Genomic DNA, 15,748 nt, shown 5'->3' with positions numbered 1-15,748 from the left:
CGGGTTCAAATCCCGTACGGGGTACAAAGACAGTGTGAAAGCGCCAGTCTTTATTGGCCTATGGTGTAATTGGCAACACTACGGTTTCTGGTACCGTCATTCTAGGTTCGAGTCCTGGTAGGCCAGCAGTGAAGAAGTTCATTGTTGAATGTATTCACTAACTGCAAAGTTCTAAGCCCCGTTCGTCTAGCGGCCTAGGACGCCGCCCTCTCACGGCGGTAACACGGGTTCAAATCCCGTACGGGGTACAAAGATACTCCCCAGTCAGTCGGCTGGGGAGTTTTTGTTTTTTAAGAATCGAAGCGACTATGACCAGGGGCGACTATGACCAGTGAACGTTTCGCACGATTGAAGCTACTCCTAGGGGAGGAGGGGCTGGAAACGTTGGCTGAATCTACCGTCATGGTTGTCGGACTCGGAGGCGTGGGATCCAGTTGTGCCGAAGCTCTCGCGAGAGGTGGCGTGGGCAACCTCATCTTGATCGACGGCGACGTCGTGGAGCCAAGTAATCTCAACCGTCAGGCGCTGGCGTTTGTCTCTACTATTGGCCGCGTTAAAGCCGAGGTCATGGAGGCAATGGTTGCCGATATCAACCCGGACTGTACGACCTACACCCGCCAGATCTTCCTTACCCGTGAGAACCTGTCAGAGACCTTCGAGCAGTTCCCGTGTCCGGATTACATCATCGACGCTATCGACGATGTCACCGGGAAAATTGAGATCGCGCAGTGGTGCGCGGAAAATCGTATCCACCTCATTTCCGCTATGGGCGGCGGAAATAAGCTCGACCCATCTCGGCTGACCTTCTCAAAAATCAATAAGACAAAGGTCTGTCCGCTGGCGAAGGTCGTCCGTCAGGTGTGTATCCGCCGACGCATTCGCGGTCTTGAAGTGCTGTACTCCTCCGAAGAACCAGTGAGAATTGCGGACAAAGGCAGCGGCACCAAAGCGGAAACCCTCGGTACCATGAGCTACATACCGCCAATCATGGGGCAGATGCTGGCCGGAAAGGTCATTCGCCGTCTGCTCGGTTTCGAGGAAACCCCGCTGGCCCCGCGAATCGGTGGTCCGGCCGACGAAAACCAGCCACCAACGGAAAAATAATGCGGCTCATCGATACCCACTTTCACTACGATTTCCTGCCACCGGCGTCGCGCGAGCGCTTCAAAGCCGGTATCGCGCGGGAAGGAGTGGAGATCATCGCGCAGACGGTTCGGCCCTCCGGATTTATCGAGCTAGAGCGCGAAAACCTACCCATGGTCGCCGTGGGCTATCACCCGTGGTACATCGATGATAATTATGAGCGTGAGCTCGAGATCTTTCGCGAGGCTCTTCCACGCACCCGTTTCGTCGGCGAGATTGGTTTGGACTTCGCGCCCCGCAGGCTTGACGACGTTTCCGCCGAGACTCAAATCCATGTCCTCACCAGCATCCTGGATGCTGTCCGAGCCTCGAGTCTGTTCCATATCCTTTCCATTCACACGGTTCGCAGCGCTGATATGGTCCTCGACCTGCTGGAACCGCGCTTGGACACCAGCTCCAGCGTCGCACCAGGCGAGACCTTCGTGCCCATCTTTCACCGCTTCGGTGGCACTAGCGATGAACTGACGCGGCTGATCCGCGCCGGTGGTTATATCTCCGTCAACCCGCTCATGTTGCGGACAAAGCGCGGACGGGCCTATGTGTCGCAGGTGCCCGTCGATAGGCTCTTGCTGGAGACAGATCTTCCGCGCGAACCTAGAAGCGGTGATGGGGCGGAGATGGTCGCTGCAGAGGTAATCGCTGCATTGCGGGAAACTGTCGCCGAGGTTGCGGCGCTGCGAAATATGGATGAAGCGGAGCTTACAGACGCTCTGGCAAACAATGCGAAAACGATAGGTATTTAAGGCGCTAACCTGCGGATTTGTAGTTACTATTCGTGTCTAGTGTATTGTTTAACAAGTCCGCAGCGCGTGGATGAAAAGTTCTAAGCCCCGTTCGTCTAGCGGCCTAGGACGCCGCCCTCTCACGGCGGTAACACGGGTTCAAATCCCGTACGGGGTACAAAGATATACAAAGCACAAGCCTTCGCCCGTGATTGGGTGGAGGCTTTTTGCTTTTCGTGCTTGTGCCCCTACATTGCCTACCCCTCCACCGCGGCACTGGATTTCCACAGTCCTAGTATCGAACCTATGAAACATTCAAAACTCGTTTGTATTGGTCTCGGTCATGTCGGTTCGTATGTCCTGACATATGCCATGGAATCCGGGCTGTTCGCTGAGATTGCCACAATTGACACAGCAGCAGGTGTCGCGCATGGCGAGGCTCTGGACCAATCCCAGTCCACTGGTGTTCCCGGCACGGACTATGTCAATGTGCATGCTGGCGACTACAGCGATTGCGCCGACGCGGATATGATTATCGTCGCTGCTGGTGCGTCCATTCTCCCGGACCCGGACGACCCGGATTCCCGTCCGGACCGTGCTGGATTGGCCAAGCTCAGCGGGCAAGTTGTTCGCGATGTCATGCCGGGAATCGTGAAGCATACGCTCGATGCGATTGTCCTCTTTATTACTAATCCGCTCGATGCGGTGGTGCACTTGGCACATACCGAGTTCGATTATCCCGCGGAAAAACTCTTTGGCACCGGCACGATGCTAGATTCGGCCCGACTGCGGTGGGTAGTTGCCAAGCAGCTGGGAATTGACCCAAAGTCAGTGACTGGCTACATGATGGGTGAGCATGGTCTTACTGCCGTACCGATTCTGTCCACGCTGAACGTGCAAGGTGTGAGGTGGACAGAACTGGAAAAATGGCATGGCACGCCGCTGCCTTCACCGCAAGAAATTCAAGATGCCGTAGTCGGGGCAGCTTACGATGTTCTCAATGCCAAGGGCTGGACTAATGCCGGTGTTGCACGCTCCGCTTTGGAAATTGCCCGCGCGGTGATGCTGGATCAAAACAGCGTCCACCCGGTGTGTACACGCTTGGATGGTGAATACGGGTTGCCGGATGTCTCGCTGTCGATGCCAGCAGTGATTGGCCGAGGTGGAATTATTCGCCGTATGTCGCCACAGCTAAACAGCTGGGAGCTGGAGCGACTGCGTGAATCTGCTCAGTACATCTTGAGCACCGTCGAGAACATGTAGAAGAAATTATGTAGATTCCACTTTTGCCGAAATAACACGGGGAAGTACTTTGCGCTCCTAAAATATTGGCATGAATTCGGCCAAGTCCACCTATGTTCCGGAGTTAACCAGTATCCGTGCAATCGGCGCATTCGGCGTCCTGCTCACGCATGCCGCGTTCTGGACTGGACATTACACGGACGATTGGTGGGGGCGCCTCAGCGGTCGATTCGAAATTGGTGTCACCATCTTCTTTGTGCTCAGCGCGTTTCTGCTTACAGGACGTTGGCTCGGTTCGCCTGACGACGTCCCCGCGAAACCGCCTAGCCTGAGGAAATACTTCATCAGTCGTGCCAAGCGAGTCCTGCCGGCCTATTGGATTGTGGTCACTGCGGCATTCCTCATCCACGCCGCAGACGACCCGCCACCGGCCGGTGGCGGTCTGCAAGGCTGGCTGCGGTCGATGTCTTTTACTCAGACTCTCCAATTCGGCTGGATTCACCCGGGCTTGCCGCAGATGTGGTCGATGGTGGTGGAAGTCGGCTTCTACTTGGTATTGCCGCTGGTGGGGCTTGCCATCTGGACGGTTACAAAGGGGCGGCTGCGCCCCGGTCCGACGCTGGCCATCATTATTGGTTTTGGCCTCATTGGCCCGGTCTGGACTGTGCTGTCGCACCAGGAAAACCTGCTGCCGGTGGTGGCACGGCTGTGGCCGATGGCGTATTTTGACTGGTTCGCTATCGGTATGCTGCTGGCCTATGGGCGAAAGGTTGGCTGGCGCGTTAATTTGGCTGCAAGTTGGCTGATAGCGCTAGCGCTGTTTTTCCTATCCACGACCACGCATGTGGGGCCAGCAACCTTGGTGCCGGATGATGTCGATCAGGCGTTGTGGAAGACCACATTGTACGGCCTATCCGCTGGTGCATTCGTGGCCCCGATTGCACTGGGTACGGAGGTAAGGTGGCTTCGTCATCCAGCCTTGATGTGGTTGGGAGAGGTCTCATACGAGTTCTTCCTCGTCCACGTGCTGGTCATGGACTGGGTGATGACGTTGATGGGCTATCAGACCTTCCAAGGCTCGATGTTGGCAGTGGCAATCGTCACCGCTGCCTTTGCCCTGCCGCTGTCGTGGCTGCTGCGACGCATCACCGATGTGCTCACGCGGAGACCAGGGCCTGAGAGCCCGTGGGCTGCCTACCGATCGTCGTCGTCAAGCGGTCCGAGCTCAGCGACGAGCACTTCCTGCGCGACCTTCATCGCGGACAGTGCAGCTGGTGCGCCGCAGTAACCGGAAGCATGGACAATGGCTTCGGTGATTTCGGTGCGGGTCAGGCCGTTGGCGAGGGCACCCTTGATGTGGCCGCGCAGCTCTTCGGTGGCGCGCAGAGCGACGAGCATTCCAATGTTGAGCAGGGAGCGATCACGCTTGGCCAGTCCTTCACGGCTCCAGACGGAGCCCCAGACGGTGGCGGTGATGTGCTTCTGCAGGGTCTCTCCGTCGGAACCAGCGTTGCGGGCGAGGGCGACATCGACGAATTCGTCGCCCATTACCTGGCGGCGAATTTGGATGCCGGCATCATAGCGGTCGGAGGAAAAGAGTTCATCATTGGGATTGCTCATGCTTGCTAAGTATAGGACTTGCAATGCGGATAAATTCCGAAATGTCCCCGCTAGTTTCGCTGCCGCGACGCATGACGGCGCTGAGGTTGCGGGTGAAGCGGGTGTCAGTGGGGACAATGACGATGCGCCCAAGTGTTACCTGATCGCGGATTGCGCCACGGGCGATGATTGTTGGCGCTGCCAGCGCAATCATGCCGGCGCGCTGTGCTGAAAGGGAACCGAATTCGCCGGCGGGCTCGGTGAGAGTGCCGAGCGTATCTTCCACCACCTGCCGGCTGCCGGAACCGGGTTCGCGAATAACAAGCGGGGTAGTGCGCAGTTCCTCGGTGGATATTGCATTATGCACCGCAGCCCGCTCAGTCCACGGATGCCCCGTCGGCACGGCGAGGACCAGTTCGTCGGTGCCGATGATCCGTTCTTCGAGGTCGTGTCGACCAGCCTCGCCCTCTACCAGGCCGAAGTCCACCGCACTGTTGGCCACTAGTTGTCGCACCTCACGGGAGTTTGCCTGCACCATCGACAGTTTGACTGCGGGATGTTGCCGGTGGAACTCGGCGGCCCAGCCGGGGTAGTAGAGCTCAGCGACAGTGTTGGACACCGCAAGGGTGAGGTGGCGGGGAACATCGTCGGAACGCAAGCTGGCGGCAATGCCCGAAAACCTGTGGCAGGCGGCGAGGAGGTCTGGGAGGGCGTCGATAAGCACTTGCCCGTTTTCCGTGGGAGATACGCCGTAGGGGGAGCGTTCGAAGACGGTGATTCCCAGCGCTTTTTCCGCCCGCGCGATGCGTGCGGACATGGTCTGCTGATTGATGCCTAGCTCACGCGCGGCCTTGGAGATCGAGCCTGCACGGGCGGCGGTGAGAAGTGCTTCGAGTTCGGCCACAGCGAAGGGGTACATGCATTTATGGTACCCCTCACAGAGTCTGGTGATAGCTGTAGCTGTGGCAAGAACAAATACGGTATGAGCATGACCAACTCTTCTCGCCGTGATGTGCTGGCACCCGCCGGGCCCGCGTGGGCAGGATCTCTGATGGGTACGTCCATCTTCGCCACGCTTGCGCACATCCATGACGTGCCGGTGATTCCGGAGCTTCTTCTCGTCATGGCGGTGGGCATTCTCGGTTTTATCGTGGTCGGCTGGTTGCGTCTTCGAAACCCGCCTTTCCGCTCGAAGCTGATGGCGCCGTGGGGCATGCTCTCGATGGGCATCATGGCTCTCGGTAGTGCTGCGACTGCGCTAGCTAGTAACTCATCGTGGCAGCTGGTGTCCTGGTGGATCGGTGCGCCGTTGGCAATCTACGTCAGCCTTCGCCAACTGCGAGGATTCGAAGGCGAACCAACTTTTCAGTGGGGCCTCGCGCTGGTTGCCCCGATGGTGGCGGCGACAAGCGGTGCACAGTTGAGTATCGACTACGGCACCTTTTATCACGTCTGCGGGCAAATATTCTTCTGGATGGCGCTAATCACCGTCCTACCAATTTTCGTACGCTGCTACGTCGCGCTGCTCTCTGGCACCATGCGCATCCCCGATTCCATCGCCGGTACTGCATGGATCCCGCTCGGGCTGGTCGGTCAGTCGACGGCTGCCGCGCAGCTGCTTTTCGATCGGACCTTCGCTGTCGCTTACGGCGCTGTGGTGCTCATTGTCGGCATCTTCCTCGCTGCCATTGCTTTACGACGATTCACTCGCGCCGTAATCCGTTGGGCCGGCTATAGCCCTGGTTGGTGGGGTGCAACCTTCCCCGTGGGCACGCTGAGCCTTGGTACGCACATGCTGGGCGACAGCGTTGGAGCGCAGTGGCTGTACACCGTCAGTGGTGTGCTGTTGTGTTTACTGGCTGTGCACTGGAGCGCGTGCGTGGCTCGATTTGTTTGGTGGGCGCGGGAGCAGGCAGTACGGATTTAGAGTTCAACGTGTTAAACTCCTCTTAATGAAACTGATTGGCAAGAAGGGGAGAATGGGCGATTCCGCGATAGTGCGCTTGCATGATGTCGATGTATCAGCTGGCGATTTGAATGTACTCCACATCGACAAACTTGATGTTTTTCCAAAGGACATTATCGCGGTGATGGGACAGTCCGGATCCGGAAAGACGTCGCTACTTCGCACATTAAGCCAACAAGGTCTGCGTACCAGCTTTATTATGCAAGACACCTTGGCGTGCCTTAATCCTCTTGTGCGCTGCGATAGGCAAGTACGAATTCTTGCGCGTAATAGTGGTTTCGATGCGCTCGAAGCTTGTGGTATTTCCCGAGAACAGGCTCATCGCTATCCCATGGAGTTGTCCGGAGGTCAGCGTCAGCGTGTCGCAATTGCGGCGGCGCTGGCAATGAAACCGTCTCCTTCGCTGCTGCTTGCCGACGAACCTACCTCCTCGCTGGATCCGATTGCGACTCTAGAGGTAGTAGGCGCGTTGCGGAAGCTGCATGAGCGCACGCAAACAGCCATTGTTATTGCCACCCACGACGAGCGAGTAGCGCGAAAGATCGCTACACGAATCCTCTATTTGGAGAGTGGCACTGTGCAAGAGCGAGTCTGCGCATGATCAGTATCGATGGAGTTACTTGCAAAGGTAGGCTCCTCGATGTCACTCTCACGATTCCGCAGGGAAGTGTGGTTGGCATCATGGGGCGATCAGGGGCGGGCAAGAGTAGCCTAATCAGTCTCTTGACAGGTCAGTTGTGTCCTGACAGTGGCACGGTCACTATGGCACAGGGGCCAATTGGCTATATTCCGCAGAATCCAGATACCACGTTATTGCCACATCGACCGGTAATCGACAGCATTTGTGAGTTTGCAACTGGAGATGTTCGAGCGATGTTGGAATCTCTGGGACTCAATCCGGAATTTGCGTATCGACGACCCCATGAGCTCTCTGGTGGTCAGCGACAGCGAATGGCAATTGCGCGTGCGCTCATTGGTAAACCTGAACTTATCATTGCCGATGAGGCTTTTTCTGCTCTGGACAGGGATACCGCTGCCATGTTGGAAGAGGTGCTCCTCAGCACTGAGGCGACGGTACTGCTGGTATCTCATGACATAAGCAGCTTGTTGCGATTGTGTAATCACATAATTGTCATGTCAGCAGGAGAAGCGGTCTTTAGCGGCCCGGTTGGAGAGCTCCATAAGACCGATATTCCTGAAGTTGTTGAGCTTCTGTCGGCTGCAGAGGAGCTAGCGTCGTGAAGCAGTTGCCCAAAAAGATTCAAGCACTGTTGATTACGCAGCTGCTTTTCAACATCGGTTTTTACCTCGTTGTCCCGTTCATTGCCGTCGAGCTCTCGAATAATTTGGGTGCCAGCGGTGTCGTGGTTGGTCTGGTGCTCGGTGTACGAACCTTTAGCCAACAGGGAATGTTCTTCCTCGGCGGCGGTCTTGCCGATCGTTTCGGGGCAATCAAGGTGTTGCTCGTTGGAGTTGCGCTTCGCGTTGTAGGTTTCCTGGTAACTGGACTGGCAACCTCTGTGCCAATGGTGTTTCTTGGCGTTGTCCTCATTGGCTTTGCGGCAGCACTGTTCTCGCCTGCAGTTGAGTCCTTGCTGGCCGGTGGGGGTGCCGAACTCGAGAAACAAGGAGTGTGTACACGGGCACAACTCTTTGCGCTTGACGAAAGCTATTCCCGTTTGGGCTCACTCACCGGCCCCGTGATTGGTGCGCTGCTGATCCCGATCGGTTTTTCAGCTGTCTCCTTTGCCGGCGCAGCCATCTTTGCCGGCATCTTTGTCATGCATCTGCTGTTAGCACGGAGATGGGAAGGTGTACATTCAGCTGGTGGCAGTATGACCGCTGCGTGGGGGCGAATCCTTCGCAATCGAGCGTTCATTGTGTTTGCGGTGTTCTACTCGACTTATTTGCTCGCCTATAACCAGCAGTATTTGGCTCTTCCGGTAGAACTGCGTCGCGCCACAGGCAGCGATGAATACCTGAGCTGGTTCTTTGTCATCTCAGCGGTATTTGTTATCGGGCTGCAAACCACCGTGACTAAGTGGGCCGAGAAATTGCCATTAGGGGTTGCTATCGGTGGCGGTTTTGGCCTGATGGCGTTTGCCTTCGCCATCATTGCGGTCTGCGCACCTATCCGCATGGAGGGATGGTGGGCCTTCGCGCCGGCAGTGACAATGCTGCTAGTGATGCATCTCGGAATGATGATTGCAGTTCCGATAGCCAAAGACCTCGTCGGAAAACTAACCGGGAATAGGGACCTCGGTTCTGCATACGGTTTTCTCAACAGCTTCGGTGGACTCGCCGTTTTAATGGGGTCGATTGTGGTTGGCGCCACCCTGGATTGGGCCGAGACCCCACAGTTGTTGGCAGCAGCGCCGTGGGCAATCATGACCGTTTTATTGCTGATATCAGCCGTGGGGTTAATCAAGCTGAGACAGCAGCACTAGACAGCAGCACTAGACAACATCAAACAACTATTCAAAATCCACCTAGACACTTGCGAAAGAGAAGTAGCCTTATGAATCGAAAAATTGGCCTAATTCTGGCCACTGCGGCTTTGCCGTTCGCGTTGACCTCCTGCTTTGCGCAGGGCAGCGGTGATGCGGATGCGCTGCGCGTAGCCCTGCAATTCGAACCGGTTGCAGAGTTCTCGCCATACTCCGATGACGCAGTCCTGTCGACCCGCGCAGGTGCCACGGAAATGCTTGTGGCGATTGATGACGAGGGCACCGTTAAGCCCGAACTGGCAGAGAAGTGGGAAGTGAAAGATGCTCGCACCGTTGTATTCACTCTGCCGGATGGATTGACTTTTCACGATGGAGCGCCAGTCGATGCACAGGCCGTAGCTAATTCGCTTACACATGCCATTGATGCGCCGACGAGGCCAAAGGGACTCGGCAAGGACCGACTTCAGGCTACCGCGACGGGAGACCGAGAGGTTACCGTCACTTCGGATAAAGATGATCCAATTCTGGTGAAGCGCTTTGCCGACCCGGGAACTATGGTTCTCTCACCCGCAGCATTTGAAGGGGACGCGCCTGATCCCTTTGGGCATGGTACAGGTCCGTTTGAGCTCGAGACGAAGAATCCAGACGGTACCGTATCCGCACGTGCATTCGCCGACTACCGGAATGGTAAGCCGGAAACTGAGACTCTGACATTGTCTTTCATTGGGGATTCCACAGCTCGTACGAATGCACTGCGCGCAGATGAACAAGACCTGGTGAAGGGGTTGCCAATCTCATCGCTTGGCGGCCTCGATGACGTCGACGTGTCCAAGGTGGATTTACCTCGTGTCAATCTCCTGCATTTTAATACCGAAAAAGGCGTGTTTGCCGACGCCGCACTGCGTAAGGAAGTAGCCGCTGCAATCGATCCCGAACCGGTGGTTAGGGACATTTTTGAAGCTCAAGCGGTGAATCCGAAGGGGGCGATTTTCAATCGTTCAGCCCCGTGGGCGGCAACAACTCCTGAGACCACTGTCAAGCCGGGGCCGGATGGCAAGGGGAAGGAAATCCGCTTGGCTACGTGGGATTCCCGCGCGGAGCTGCCCGAGGTTGCCAATCTCGTCGCAGATCAGCTGCGCAAGATGGGATTCACAGTCGACATCACGGTAGCCGACTACAACTCTTTGGAAGCCGACATGCTCGAGGGGAACTTTGATGTCATCATCGGCTCCCGTAATTACATGCTCGGTGCGGCTGATCCAATCAGCTTCCTACAATCCGACTTCACCTGTGAGAGCTCTTATAACCTCTCGCAGCTGTGTAACCAGACCATAGATGCCGATATTGAGAAGGCCGCTGAGCTTGGCAACGATGAGGAGCGCCTGTCGGCAGCAGCTCGAATCGGCGCGGAAATTGTTGCTGATGGTGCAGTAGTTCCGCTGTCTCATGAAAAATCACTAATCGGTGCGAAGAATGTTCGTGGTATCGCACTCGATCCGATGGAGCGCCACCTGATCACAGAGAAGACGGCTAAGTGATTCGGAAAGCTTTCGCGGTAGTTGCCTCAGTTGTGGGACTTCTCGTCCTCATGGCCCTGTTGCCGTGGTTGACAGGACGGGAACCCGCATACGCCGTTCTGCGTGCCCGTGAGCGGGAACGGGAGATAACACCGGAGCTTATTGAGGCTGTTCGCAGAGAATATGGCCTGCCGACAACGCCTTGGGAGTCACTCCAGCAGTGGACGACAAATATTCTTCACGGTGATTTTGGCACCTCGTGGGTAACCGGACAAGATGCTTTCGCTCAGGCCGTGAACGGCTTCGGTATTACGTTCGCATTGACTGCGACTTCCATGGCGTTGTGCGTCTTCGTTGCGCTGGCGCTCGTACTTCCGCGGATTGCGGGGATGCGAGCCGGGAAATGGACACCTAGCGTGCTAGCGGTTCTCGCCGCACTGCCAAACTTTGTGGTGGCGGTCTTGCTGTTGTGGTGGTTGGCTGTTGAACTGCGGATGTTTCCGGTAAGCGGTTGGGCATCACCTGCGCATATGGTGCTGCCAGTGCTGGCAATTGGCCTGCCCGCCGCGGGACTCTATGGGCGCGTGCTGCTGATTTCAGCTGATACTGCGTTGGCAGAGCCCTGGGTAGAATCTTGGCGCACCAATGGCGTTCCAAAATCAACAATTATTCGATTTGTCACTTGGCGTAGCCTGCTGCCGACACTGTCACAGTTGACGCTGTTCTTTGCGGGCACGTTATCAGCCACCGCAGCAATTGAGGTCACCTTTCATTTGCCGGGCTTTGGGCGCAACGTAGTTGCGGCTGCTACTGCGGGCGATATTCCTGTTCTGCAAGCTGCGGTGACTGTGGTGTTGGGAATCGGCATAATCTGTGGATTCGTGGCTCAGGCAATACGGGGACAGTATGCGCGGAAGCTGCGAGGAAGCATCGCCACTGTTGGCCGGCCTACAGGAGGTCGACGTTTCTGGAGTCTCATCCTGTCGATTATTCCTATCGTGCTAATTGCGCTGGGAGTCCCCCGCAGCGCGGATATCGACTCTGCGCAACGCTTCTTTTCACCGTCCTGGCAACACCCACTGGGGACCGATCAACTTGGTCGTGACATTTGGGCGCGGCTTGCCGACGGCATCGGCGCCACTATCGGAACTGCAATCCTGGTGACCGTAGTGTGCGCACTCATCGCCCTTGTGATTGGGCATCTAGGGGCGCCAGTGCAGTTCTTCGGAGACGCCATGAATGCGGTACCCGCAATATTGCTGGGCCTTATTCTGGCTGGTGTGTTGGGCCGCTCGATGCTGACAGCTGCGATAGCGGTGTTCTTGGTCGGGTGGATTCCACTTGCTGTACATTGCGTCGAAGTTGCTAACGAAGCCGCTGCATCCGGGCACTACCGATTTGCGCAAACCATGGGAGCCAGCCGTTGGCACCTTTTGAAGCTGCATGTTCTTCCCACGACCATTCCAGCAGTAGTTCGCCATGCCGTGACCAGGATTGCCCATAATGCTATAGCCCTTGCAGCACTCGGCTTCCTCGGCGTAGGCGCAGGTGTAGGCAGTCCAGATTGGGGCGTAATCCTCAACGAATCCACACAATATCTCGAGCGGGCGCCGTGGCTAGCGTGGGGGCCGATGATTGGACTAGCCAGCCTCGGTGTTGCCGCAACCATTGCTACCGACCGATTCGTCGGCAAGCGACAGACTAATTAGCCCAGCTCTACCCGCCCGTTGCGGTTCTGGTCTTCTCGTGGCGCAATACCCAGCGCGGCGGCGGGGAACAGGGCCGTGACGGCAAACAGCGCGGGGAAGCCCGCAGCGGCCACAATCGCACCCGAAACCGGAGGCGTTGCAGCGTAGATAATGTTCTGGAACGTGTTCTGCGTACCCATAGCGCGTCCGGACCAGAAGGGACCTGCGTATTCAGCAACTGCGGTGAAAGCAAGACCATTCGGGCTGACCACAGCAACGGCCAGTGCGCAGACCAGCAAAGTTCCAAGCGTGCGCCAATCAGCCCAGCTGGTAATCATCATTGCGACAGCCAAAACAAAGGTCGCACCCGAGACCCAGCGGTAGGGGCGGATGCGGGATCGCACTCGGTCGGAGACCACACCCATCAATGCTCGCGATCCGGCACCGAGCAGCTGCGAGACCATCACAATTGTGCCCGCCGTGCCATCGGCATAACCCACGGACAACAGCCACACGAGAATGTAGGCGCCCATCATCGACTGCGGCCAGGACAGCAGTGCCGAGGCGATGTGGATGCGCACGAGGTACTTGCCGTCCCGGTAGGGGCTGGCCGTGACGGTGGGGTTCGAGGCATCAGGGCGTGGGGGATTCTTCACGCCTATCAGTACAAGCAACGCCAGCACGGTGCACAGGATTGCGGGCATCGCGAGTGCGACTCCGATGCTGTAATTCTGTGCGAGCGGGTGCAGGGTGACTGCGGACAACGCCGCTCCGAGGGGCTGAGCCATTTGGCGAATGCCCATCGCAGTGCCGCGCTGATGCGGTGGGTACCAGCCCGACACCACGCGGCCGGATGCTGAGTTCACGCTCGCCGCCGCACATCCGGCGAGGAAGAGTGTGGCCCCGAGCAGGGCCGGGCTTGACGACGAAGCTAGCGCCGCAAGCCCCGTCGTTAAGGCAGTAGAGGTCAGGCCGGCGAACAGAGCTGCGCGTTCGCCATAGCGGTCGACAAACCAGCCCCAGGCGATGAGCGTGAAGACAATACCGGCCGCCGGCATTGCTGCGACGAGGCCGGCGGCGGAGAGGCTTAAGCCGTTTTCCTGTAGGGATGGGATGAGAAAAGGCACACCCATGTGAACGACGGACGAACCGACCGCCGCGAACATGGACAGAAGAAGGACAAGGTGACGGTAAGCGGGCATTACAGTCGGGAGCTCATCTCTTCAGCGGCGCCGAGAACCTTTGCGCCCCAGCATTCGTAGGGCGACGGAGTCATGCGCTCCACGGGGCCGGAGACGGATAGGACTGCAATCATGCGCTGGTTGCTGTCGAAAACCGGGGCGGAGACGGAGGCAAGTGCGGGGTCGCGCTCACCCATGGACTCGGACCAGCCGAGACGTCGGCAGTCGTCGAGGTCCTGTTGGTTGAAGTCGGCGTCGGGAAGCATTCGCTCAGCGAGGTTGGCCGGGCCAAAGGCCAGGAGAACACGTGCGGCGGAGCCGGCGGTTAGCGGCATGCGAGAGCCAACTGGCACGGTGTTACGCAGCCCGGTGGCGGGCTCCATGGAGGCAATACAGGTGCGGGTGTCGCCGGTGAGCCGGTAGAGCTGCACTGACTCGCCGGTGACCTCTACCAGCTTCGGCAGGATGTGCGCTGCGGCGTCGGCAAGCAGGTCAGTGGTGACAGGCGTGATCTCGGTGAGCCCGGGGCCCGTCGTCCAGCGGCCGTCCGGCGTGCGGGTGACAAGGCGGTGCACTTCCAACGCCGTGGCCAGCCGATGGGCGGTTGCGCGGGGCAGCCCGGTGTCCTCGCAGAGCTCGGCGAGGGTGCGAGGAGTTTCTGCAACGGACTTGAGAATGAGTACCGAACGATCGAGAACTTTAATGCCACTTAGAGCTGGCGTCTCGGATGTGCTAATCTGTCCCATGCCATGATATTAACATCTCATACTTTGAGATAAAAGCGATATATCCGGAAGGCGGCTCACCCACTATGCGCACCACGGACACTAGCCCGAAGACTCTGGCCGAGAAAGTCTGGCGTGACCACGTTGTCAAGCAAGGCGAAAACGGCGAACCAGATCTGATTTATATCGATCTGCACCTCGTCCACGAGGTTACCTCGCCGCAGGCTTTTGATGGCCTCCGTCTGGCAGGGCGCAAGGTGCGCCGCCCGGATCTGACCATCGCAACCGAGGACCACAACGTTCCGACGACTGTAGCCGGTGGCCAGATTGATTTAATTGAGGAACCGACCTCTCGCACCCAGATTGCCACATTGCGCAAGAATGCCGAAGAGTTCGGAATCCGCCTGCATCCGATGGGCGACCGTGAACAGGGCATCGTGCACGTTGTCGGTCCGCAGCTGGGCCTGACTCAACCGGGCACCACCGTTGTCTGTGGTGACTCCCACACTGCAACGCACGGTGCTTTCGGCGCGATGGCCTTTGGTATCGGTACTTCCGAAGTTGAGCACGTTCTGGCTACCCAGACCCTGCCACTGAAGCCTTTTAAGACCATGGCGGTCAATGTCACCGGCGAGCTGCAGGATGGTGTTACCGCCAAGGACCTGATTCTGGCGATTATCGCCAAGATTGGTACCGGTGGTGGCCAGGGCCATGTTATCGAGTACCGTGGCGAGGCCATCGAGAAGCTGTCGATGGAAGCCCGCATGACCATCTGCAACATGTCCATCGAGGCCGGTGCCCGCGCCGGCATGATCGCTCCAGACGAAACCACCTTCGAGTACCTGAAGGGCCGCCCGCACGCGCCGCAGGGCGAGCAGTGGGACGAGGCGGTCGAGTACTGGAAGTCCCTGGTTACCGACGAGGATGCAGAGTTCGACAAGGTCGTCGAAATCGACGGTTCCGCGCTGACTCCATTCGTTACCTGGGGTACCAACCCGGGCCAGGGCGTGCCGCTGGGGGAGACCGTGCCGGATCCGGAGTTCATCGCCGAGGACTCCGACCGCATCGCCGCCGAGCGCGCACTAGAGTACATGGATCTGAAGCCGGGCACCCCGATGCGCGATGTCAAGGTCAACGTGGTCTTCGTAGGTTCCTGCACCAACGGCCGCATCGAGGACATGCGCGCCGTCGCCGACGTGCTGAAGGACCGCAAGGTTGCCGACGGCGTCCAGATGCTCATCGTGCCGGGCTCCGCAAAGGTCCGCGCGCAGGCTGAGGAAGAGGGACTGGGCAAGATCTTCGAAGAGGCAGGCGCTGAATGGCGTATGCCAGGCTGTTCCATGTGCCTTGGCATGAACCCGGACCAGCTGACCCCGGGCCAGCGTTGCGCTTCGACCTCCAACCGCAACTTCGAAGGTCGCCAAGGTAAGGGTGGTCGTACCCACCTGGTCAGCCCGGCTGTCGCCGCAGCTACCGCCGTCGCCGGTCACTTCGCAGCGCCGGCTGATCTCTAACCGC

The 15,748-nt window shown here is 58.0% G+C and carries 15 protein-coding genes and 3 tRNA genes; 14 read left to right on the top strand and 4 right to left on the bottom strand.

Features of this window, described 5'->3' with window-relative positions; translation table 11 throughout:
* The first annotated feature begins 54 nt into the window (after window positions 1-54).
* The 7 genes from HMPREF2860_RS03820 to HMPREF2860_RS03790 all read left to right on the top strand — a co-directional run bounded on the left by HMPREF2860_RS03820 (window position 55) and on the right by HMPREF2860_RS03790 (window position 4,395).
* Window positions 55-126 (top strand) — tRNA-Gln (locus HMPREF2860_RS03820).
* A 49-nt stretch (window positions 127-175) separates the two neighbouring features.
* Window positions 176-248 (top strand) — tRNA-Glu (locus HMPREF2860_RS03815).
* Between the two features lie 76 nt (window positions 249-324).
* Entirely contained in the window at window positions 325-1,104 is a 780-nt protein-coding gene (locus HMPREF2860_RS03810) for a tRNA threonylcarbamoyladenosine dehydratase (protein ID WP_070628602.1), read from the top strand.
* Window positions 1,104-1,886 (top strand): TatD family hydrolase, encoded by a 783-nt coding sequence (locus HMPREF2860_RS03805; RefSeq protein ID WP_038628581.1) that lies wholly within the window; start codon window positions 1,104-1,106, stop codon window positions 1,884-1,886. The genes HMPREF2860_RS03810 and HMPREF2860_RS03805 overlap by 1 nt, the downstream gene beginning before the upstream one ends.
* An 84-nt stretch (window positions 1,887-1,970) precedes the next feature.
* Window positions 1,971-2,043: transfer RNA gene (locus HMPREF2860_RS03800), tRNA-Glu, on the top strand.
* A 128-nt stretch (window positions 2,044-2,171) separates the two neighbouring features.
* On the top strand, window positions 2,172-3,128 hold the full coding sequence (locus HMPREF2860_RS03795; protein WP_070628601.1) for a lactate/malate family dehydrogenase: 957 nt from the start codon (window positions 2,172-2,174) through the stop codon (window positions 3,126-3,128).
* Window positions 3,129-3,198: 70 nt separating this feature from the next.
* The gene (locus tag HMPREF2860_RS03790; RefSeq protein ID WP_236658489.1) at window positions 3,199-4,395 is read left to right on the top strand and encodes an acyltransferase family protein; all 1,197 of its coding nucleotides are present in this window, start codon (window positions 3,199-3,201) and stop codon (window positions 4,393-4,395) included.
* Here HMPREF2860_RS03790 and HMPREF2860_RS03785 read toward each other — a convergent pair.
* Window positions 4,302-4,727, bottom strand: coding sequence for a carboxymuconolactone decarboxylase family protein (locus HMPREF2860_RS03785; protein ID WP_070432194.1), 426 nt, complete (start codon window positions 4,725-4,727; stop codon window positions 4,302-4,304). The two genes, HMPREF2860_RS03790 and HMPREF2860_RS03785, sit on opposite strands and share 94 nt — an antisense overlap.
* Window positions 4,711-5,625, bottom strand: coding sequence for a LysR family transcriptional regulator (locus HMPREF2860_RS03780; protein WP_070432195.1), 915 nt, complete (start codon window positions 5,623-5,625; stop codon window positions 4,711-4,713). Before HMPREF2860_RS03780 ends, HMPREF2860_RS03785 begins: the two co-directional genes overlap by 17 nt.
* Before the next feature lie 69 nt (window positions 5,626-5,694).
* On the opposite strand from HMPREF2860_RS03780, the gene HMPREF2860_RS03775 reads away from it, so the two are divergent.
* The 6 genes from HMPREF2860_RS03775 to HMPREF2860_RS03750 all read left to right on the top strand — a co-directional run bounded on the left by HMPREF2860_RS03775 (window position 5,695) and on the right by HMPREF2860_RS03750 (window position 12,345).
* Window positions 5,695-6,633: a TDT family transporter gene (locus tag HMPREF2860_RS03775; protein WP_224786642.1), complete on the top strand. Its 939-nt coding sequence runs from the start codon at window positions 5,695-5,697 to the stop codon at window positions 6,631-6,633.
* Between the two features lie 25 nt (window positions 6,634-6,658).
* Window positions 6,659-7,273 carry an ATP-binding cassette domain-containing protein gene (locus tag HMPREF2860_RS03770; protein ID WP_224786641.1) on the top strand — a complete coding sequence of 205 codons (615 nt, stop codon included), beginning with the start codon at window positions 6,659-6,661 and terminating at the stop codon, window positions 7,271-7,273.
* Window positions 7,270-7,914, top strand: coding sequence for an ABC transporter ATP-binding protein (locus HMPREF2860_RS03765; RefSeq protein WP_038628588.1), 645 nt, complete (start codon window positions 7,270-7,272; stop codon window positions 7,912-7,914). The genes HMPREF2860_RS03770 and HMPREF2860_RS03765 overlap by 4 nt, the downstream gene beginning before the upstream one ends.
* On the top strand, window positions 7,911-9,119 hold the full coding sequence (locus HMPREF2860_RS03760) for an MFS transporter (protein WP_038628590.1): 1,209 nt from the start codon (window positions 7,911-7,913) through the stop codon (window positions 9,117-9,119). The genes HMPREF2860_RS03765 and HMPREF2860_RS03760 overlap by 4 nt, the downstream gene beginning before the upstream one ends.
* 71 nt (window positions 9,120-9,190) lie before the next feature.
* Window positions 9,191-10,657 (top strand): ABC transporter substrate-binding protein, encoded by a 1,467-nt coding sequence (locus HMPREF2860_RS03755; RefSeq protein WP_038628592.1) that lies wholly within the window; start codon window positions 9,191-9,193, stop codon window positions 10,655-10,657.
* Window positions 10,658-10,707: 50 nt separating this feature from the next.
* Window positions 10,708-12,345, top strand: coding sequence for an ABC transporter permease subunit (locus tag HMPREF2860_RS03750; protein ID WP_239392957.1), 1,638 nt, complete (start codon window positions 10,708-10,710; stop codon window positions 12,343-12,345).
* On the opposite strand, the gene HMPREF2860_RS03745 is transcribed toward HMPREF2860_RS03750, so the two are convergent.
* The gene (locus HMPREF2860_RS03745) at window positions 12,342-13,526 is read right to left on the bottom strand and encodes an MFS transporter (protein ID WP_038628596.1); all 1,185 of its coding nucleotides are present in this window, start codon (window positions 13,524-13,526) and stop codon (window positions 12,342-12,344) included. The two genes, HMPREF2860_RS03750 and HMPREF2860_RS03745, sit on opposite strands and share 4 nt — an antisense overlap.
* Complete coding sequence (locus HMPREF2860_RS03740; protein WP_038628598.1) at window positions 13,526-14,251, bottom strand: IclR family transcriptional regulator; 726 nt, start codon at window positions 14,249-14,251, stop codon at window positions 13,526-13,528. The genes HMPREF2860_RS03745 and HMPREF2860_RS03740 overlap by 1 nt, the downstream gene beginning before the upstream one ends.
* A gap of 65 nt (window positions 14,252-14,316) precedes the next feature.
* Between HMPREF2860_RS03740 and leuC the strand changes: the two genes are divergently transcribed.
* The gene (gene leuC, locus HMPREF2860_RS03735) at window positions 14,317-15,744 is read left to right on the top strand and encodes a 3-isopropylmalate dehydratase large subunit (protein WP_038628600.1); all 1,428 of its coding nucleotides are present in this window, start codon (window positions 14,317-14,319) and stop codon (window positions 15,742-15,744) included.
* The last annotated feature ends 4 nt before the right edge of the window (window positions 15,745-15,748 follow it).

Source organism: Corynebacterium sp. HMSC064E10 (genome assembly GCF_001812505.1).
GTDB classification, from domain to species: Bacteria; Actinomycetota; Actinomycetes; order Mycobacteriales; family Mycobacteriaceae; genus Corynebacterium; species Corynebacterium amycolatum.
Note: the sequence above shows the minus strand (reverse complement) of the source record. Positions and strands in the feature narration are given on the sequence as shown.

Bases quoted from the DNA above. Each gene is read 5' to 3' on its own strand.
- HMPREF2860_RS03755 (WP_038628592.1), top strand. From the start codon at position 9,191: ATGAATCGAAAAATTGGCCTAATTCTGGCCACTGCGGCTTTGCCGTTC.
- HMPREF2860_RS03790 (WP_236658489.1), top strand. From the start codon at position 3,199: ATGAATTCGGCCAAGTCCACCTATGTTCCGGAGTTAACCAGTATCCGT.
- HMPREF2860_RS03750 (WP_239392957.1), top strand. From the start codon at position 10,708: ATGGCCCTGTTGCCGTGGTTGACAGGACGGGAACCCGCATACGCCGTT.
- HMPREF2860_RS03740 (WP_038628598.1), bottom strand. From the start codon at position 14,251: ATGGGACAGATTAGCACATCCGAGACGCCAGCTCTAAGTGGCATTAAA.
- HMPREF2860_RS03765 (WP_038628588.1), top strand. From the start codon at position 7,270: ATGATCAGTATCGATGGAGTTACTTGCAAAGGTAGGCTCCTCGATGTC.
- HMPREF2860_RS03770 (WP_224786641.1), top strand. From the start codon at position 6,659: ATGAAACTGATTGGCAAGAAGGGGAGAATGGGCGATTCCGCGATAGTG.
- leuC (WP_038628600.1), top strand. From the start codon at position 14,317: ATGCGCACCACGGACACTAGCCCGAAGACTCTGGCCGAGAAAGTCTGG.
- HMPREF2860_RS03795 (WP_070628601.1), top strand. From the start codon at position 2,172: ATGAAACATTCAAAACTCGTTTGTATTGGTCTCGGTCATGTCGGTTCG.
- HMPREF2860_RS03745 (WP_038628596.1), bottom strand. From the start codon at position 13,526: ATGCCCGCTTACCGTCACCTTGTCCTTCTTCTGTCCATGTTCGCGGCG.
- HMPREF2860_RS03785 (WP_070432194.1), bottom strand. From the start codon at position 4,727: ATGAGCAATCCCAATGATGAACTCTTTTCCTCCGACCGCTATGATGCC.
- HMPREF2860_RS03805 (WP_038628581.1), top strand. From the start codon at position 1,104: ATGCGGCTCATCGATACCCACTTTCACTACGATTTCCTGCCACCGGCG.
- HMPREF2860_RS03775 (WP_224786642.1), top strand. From the start codon at position 5,695: ATGACCAACTCTTCTCGCCGTGATGTGCTGGCACCCGCCGGGCCCGCG.
- HMPREF2860_RS03810 (WP_070628602.1), top strand. From the start codon at position 325: ATGACCAGTGAACGTTTCGCACGATTGAAGCTACTCCTAGGGGAGGAG.
- HMPREF2860_RS03780 (WP_070432195.1), bottom strand. From the start codon at position 5,625: ATGTACCCCTTCGCTGTGGCCGAACTCGAAGCACTTCTCACCGCCGCC.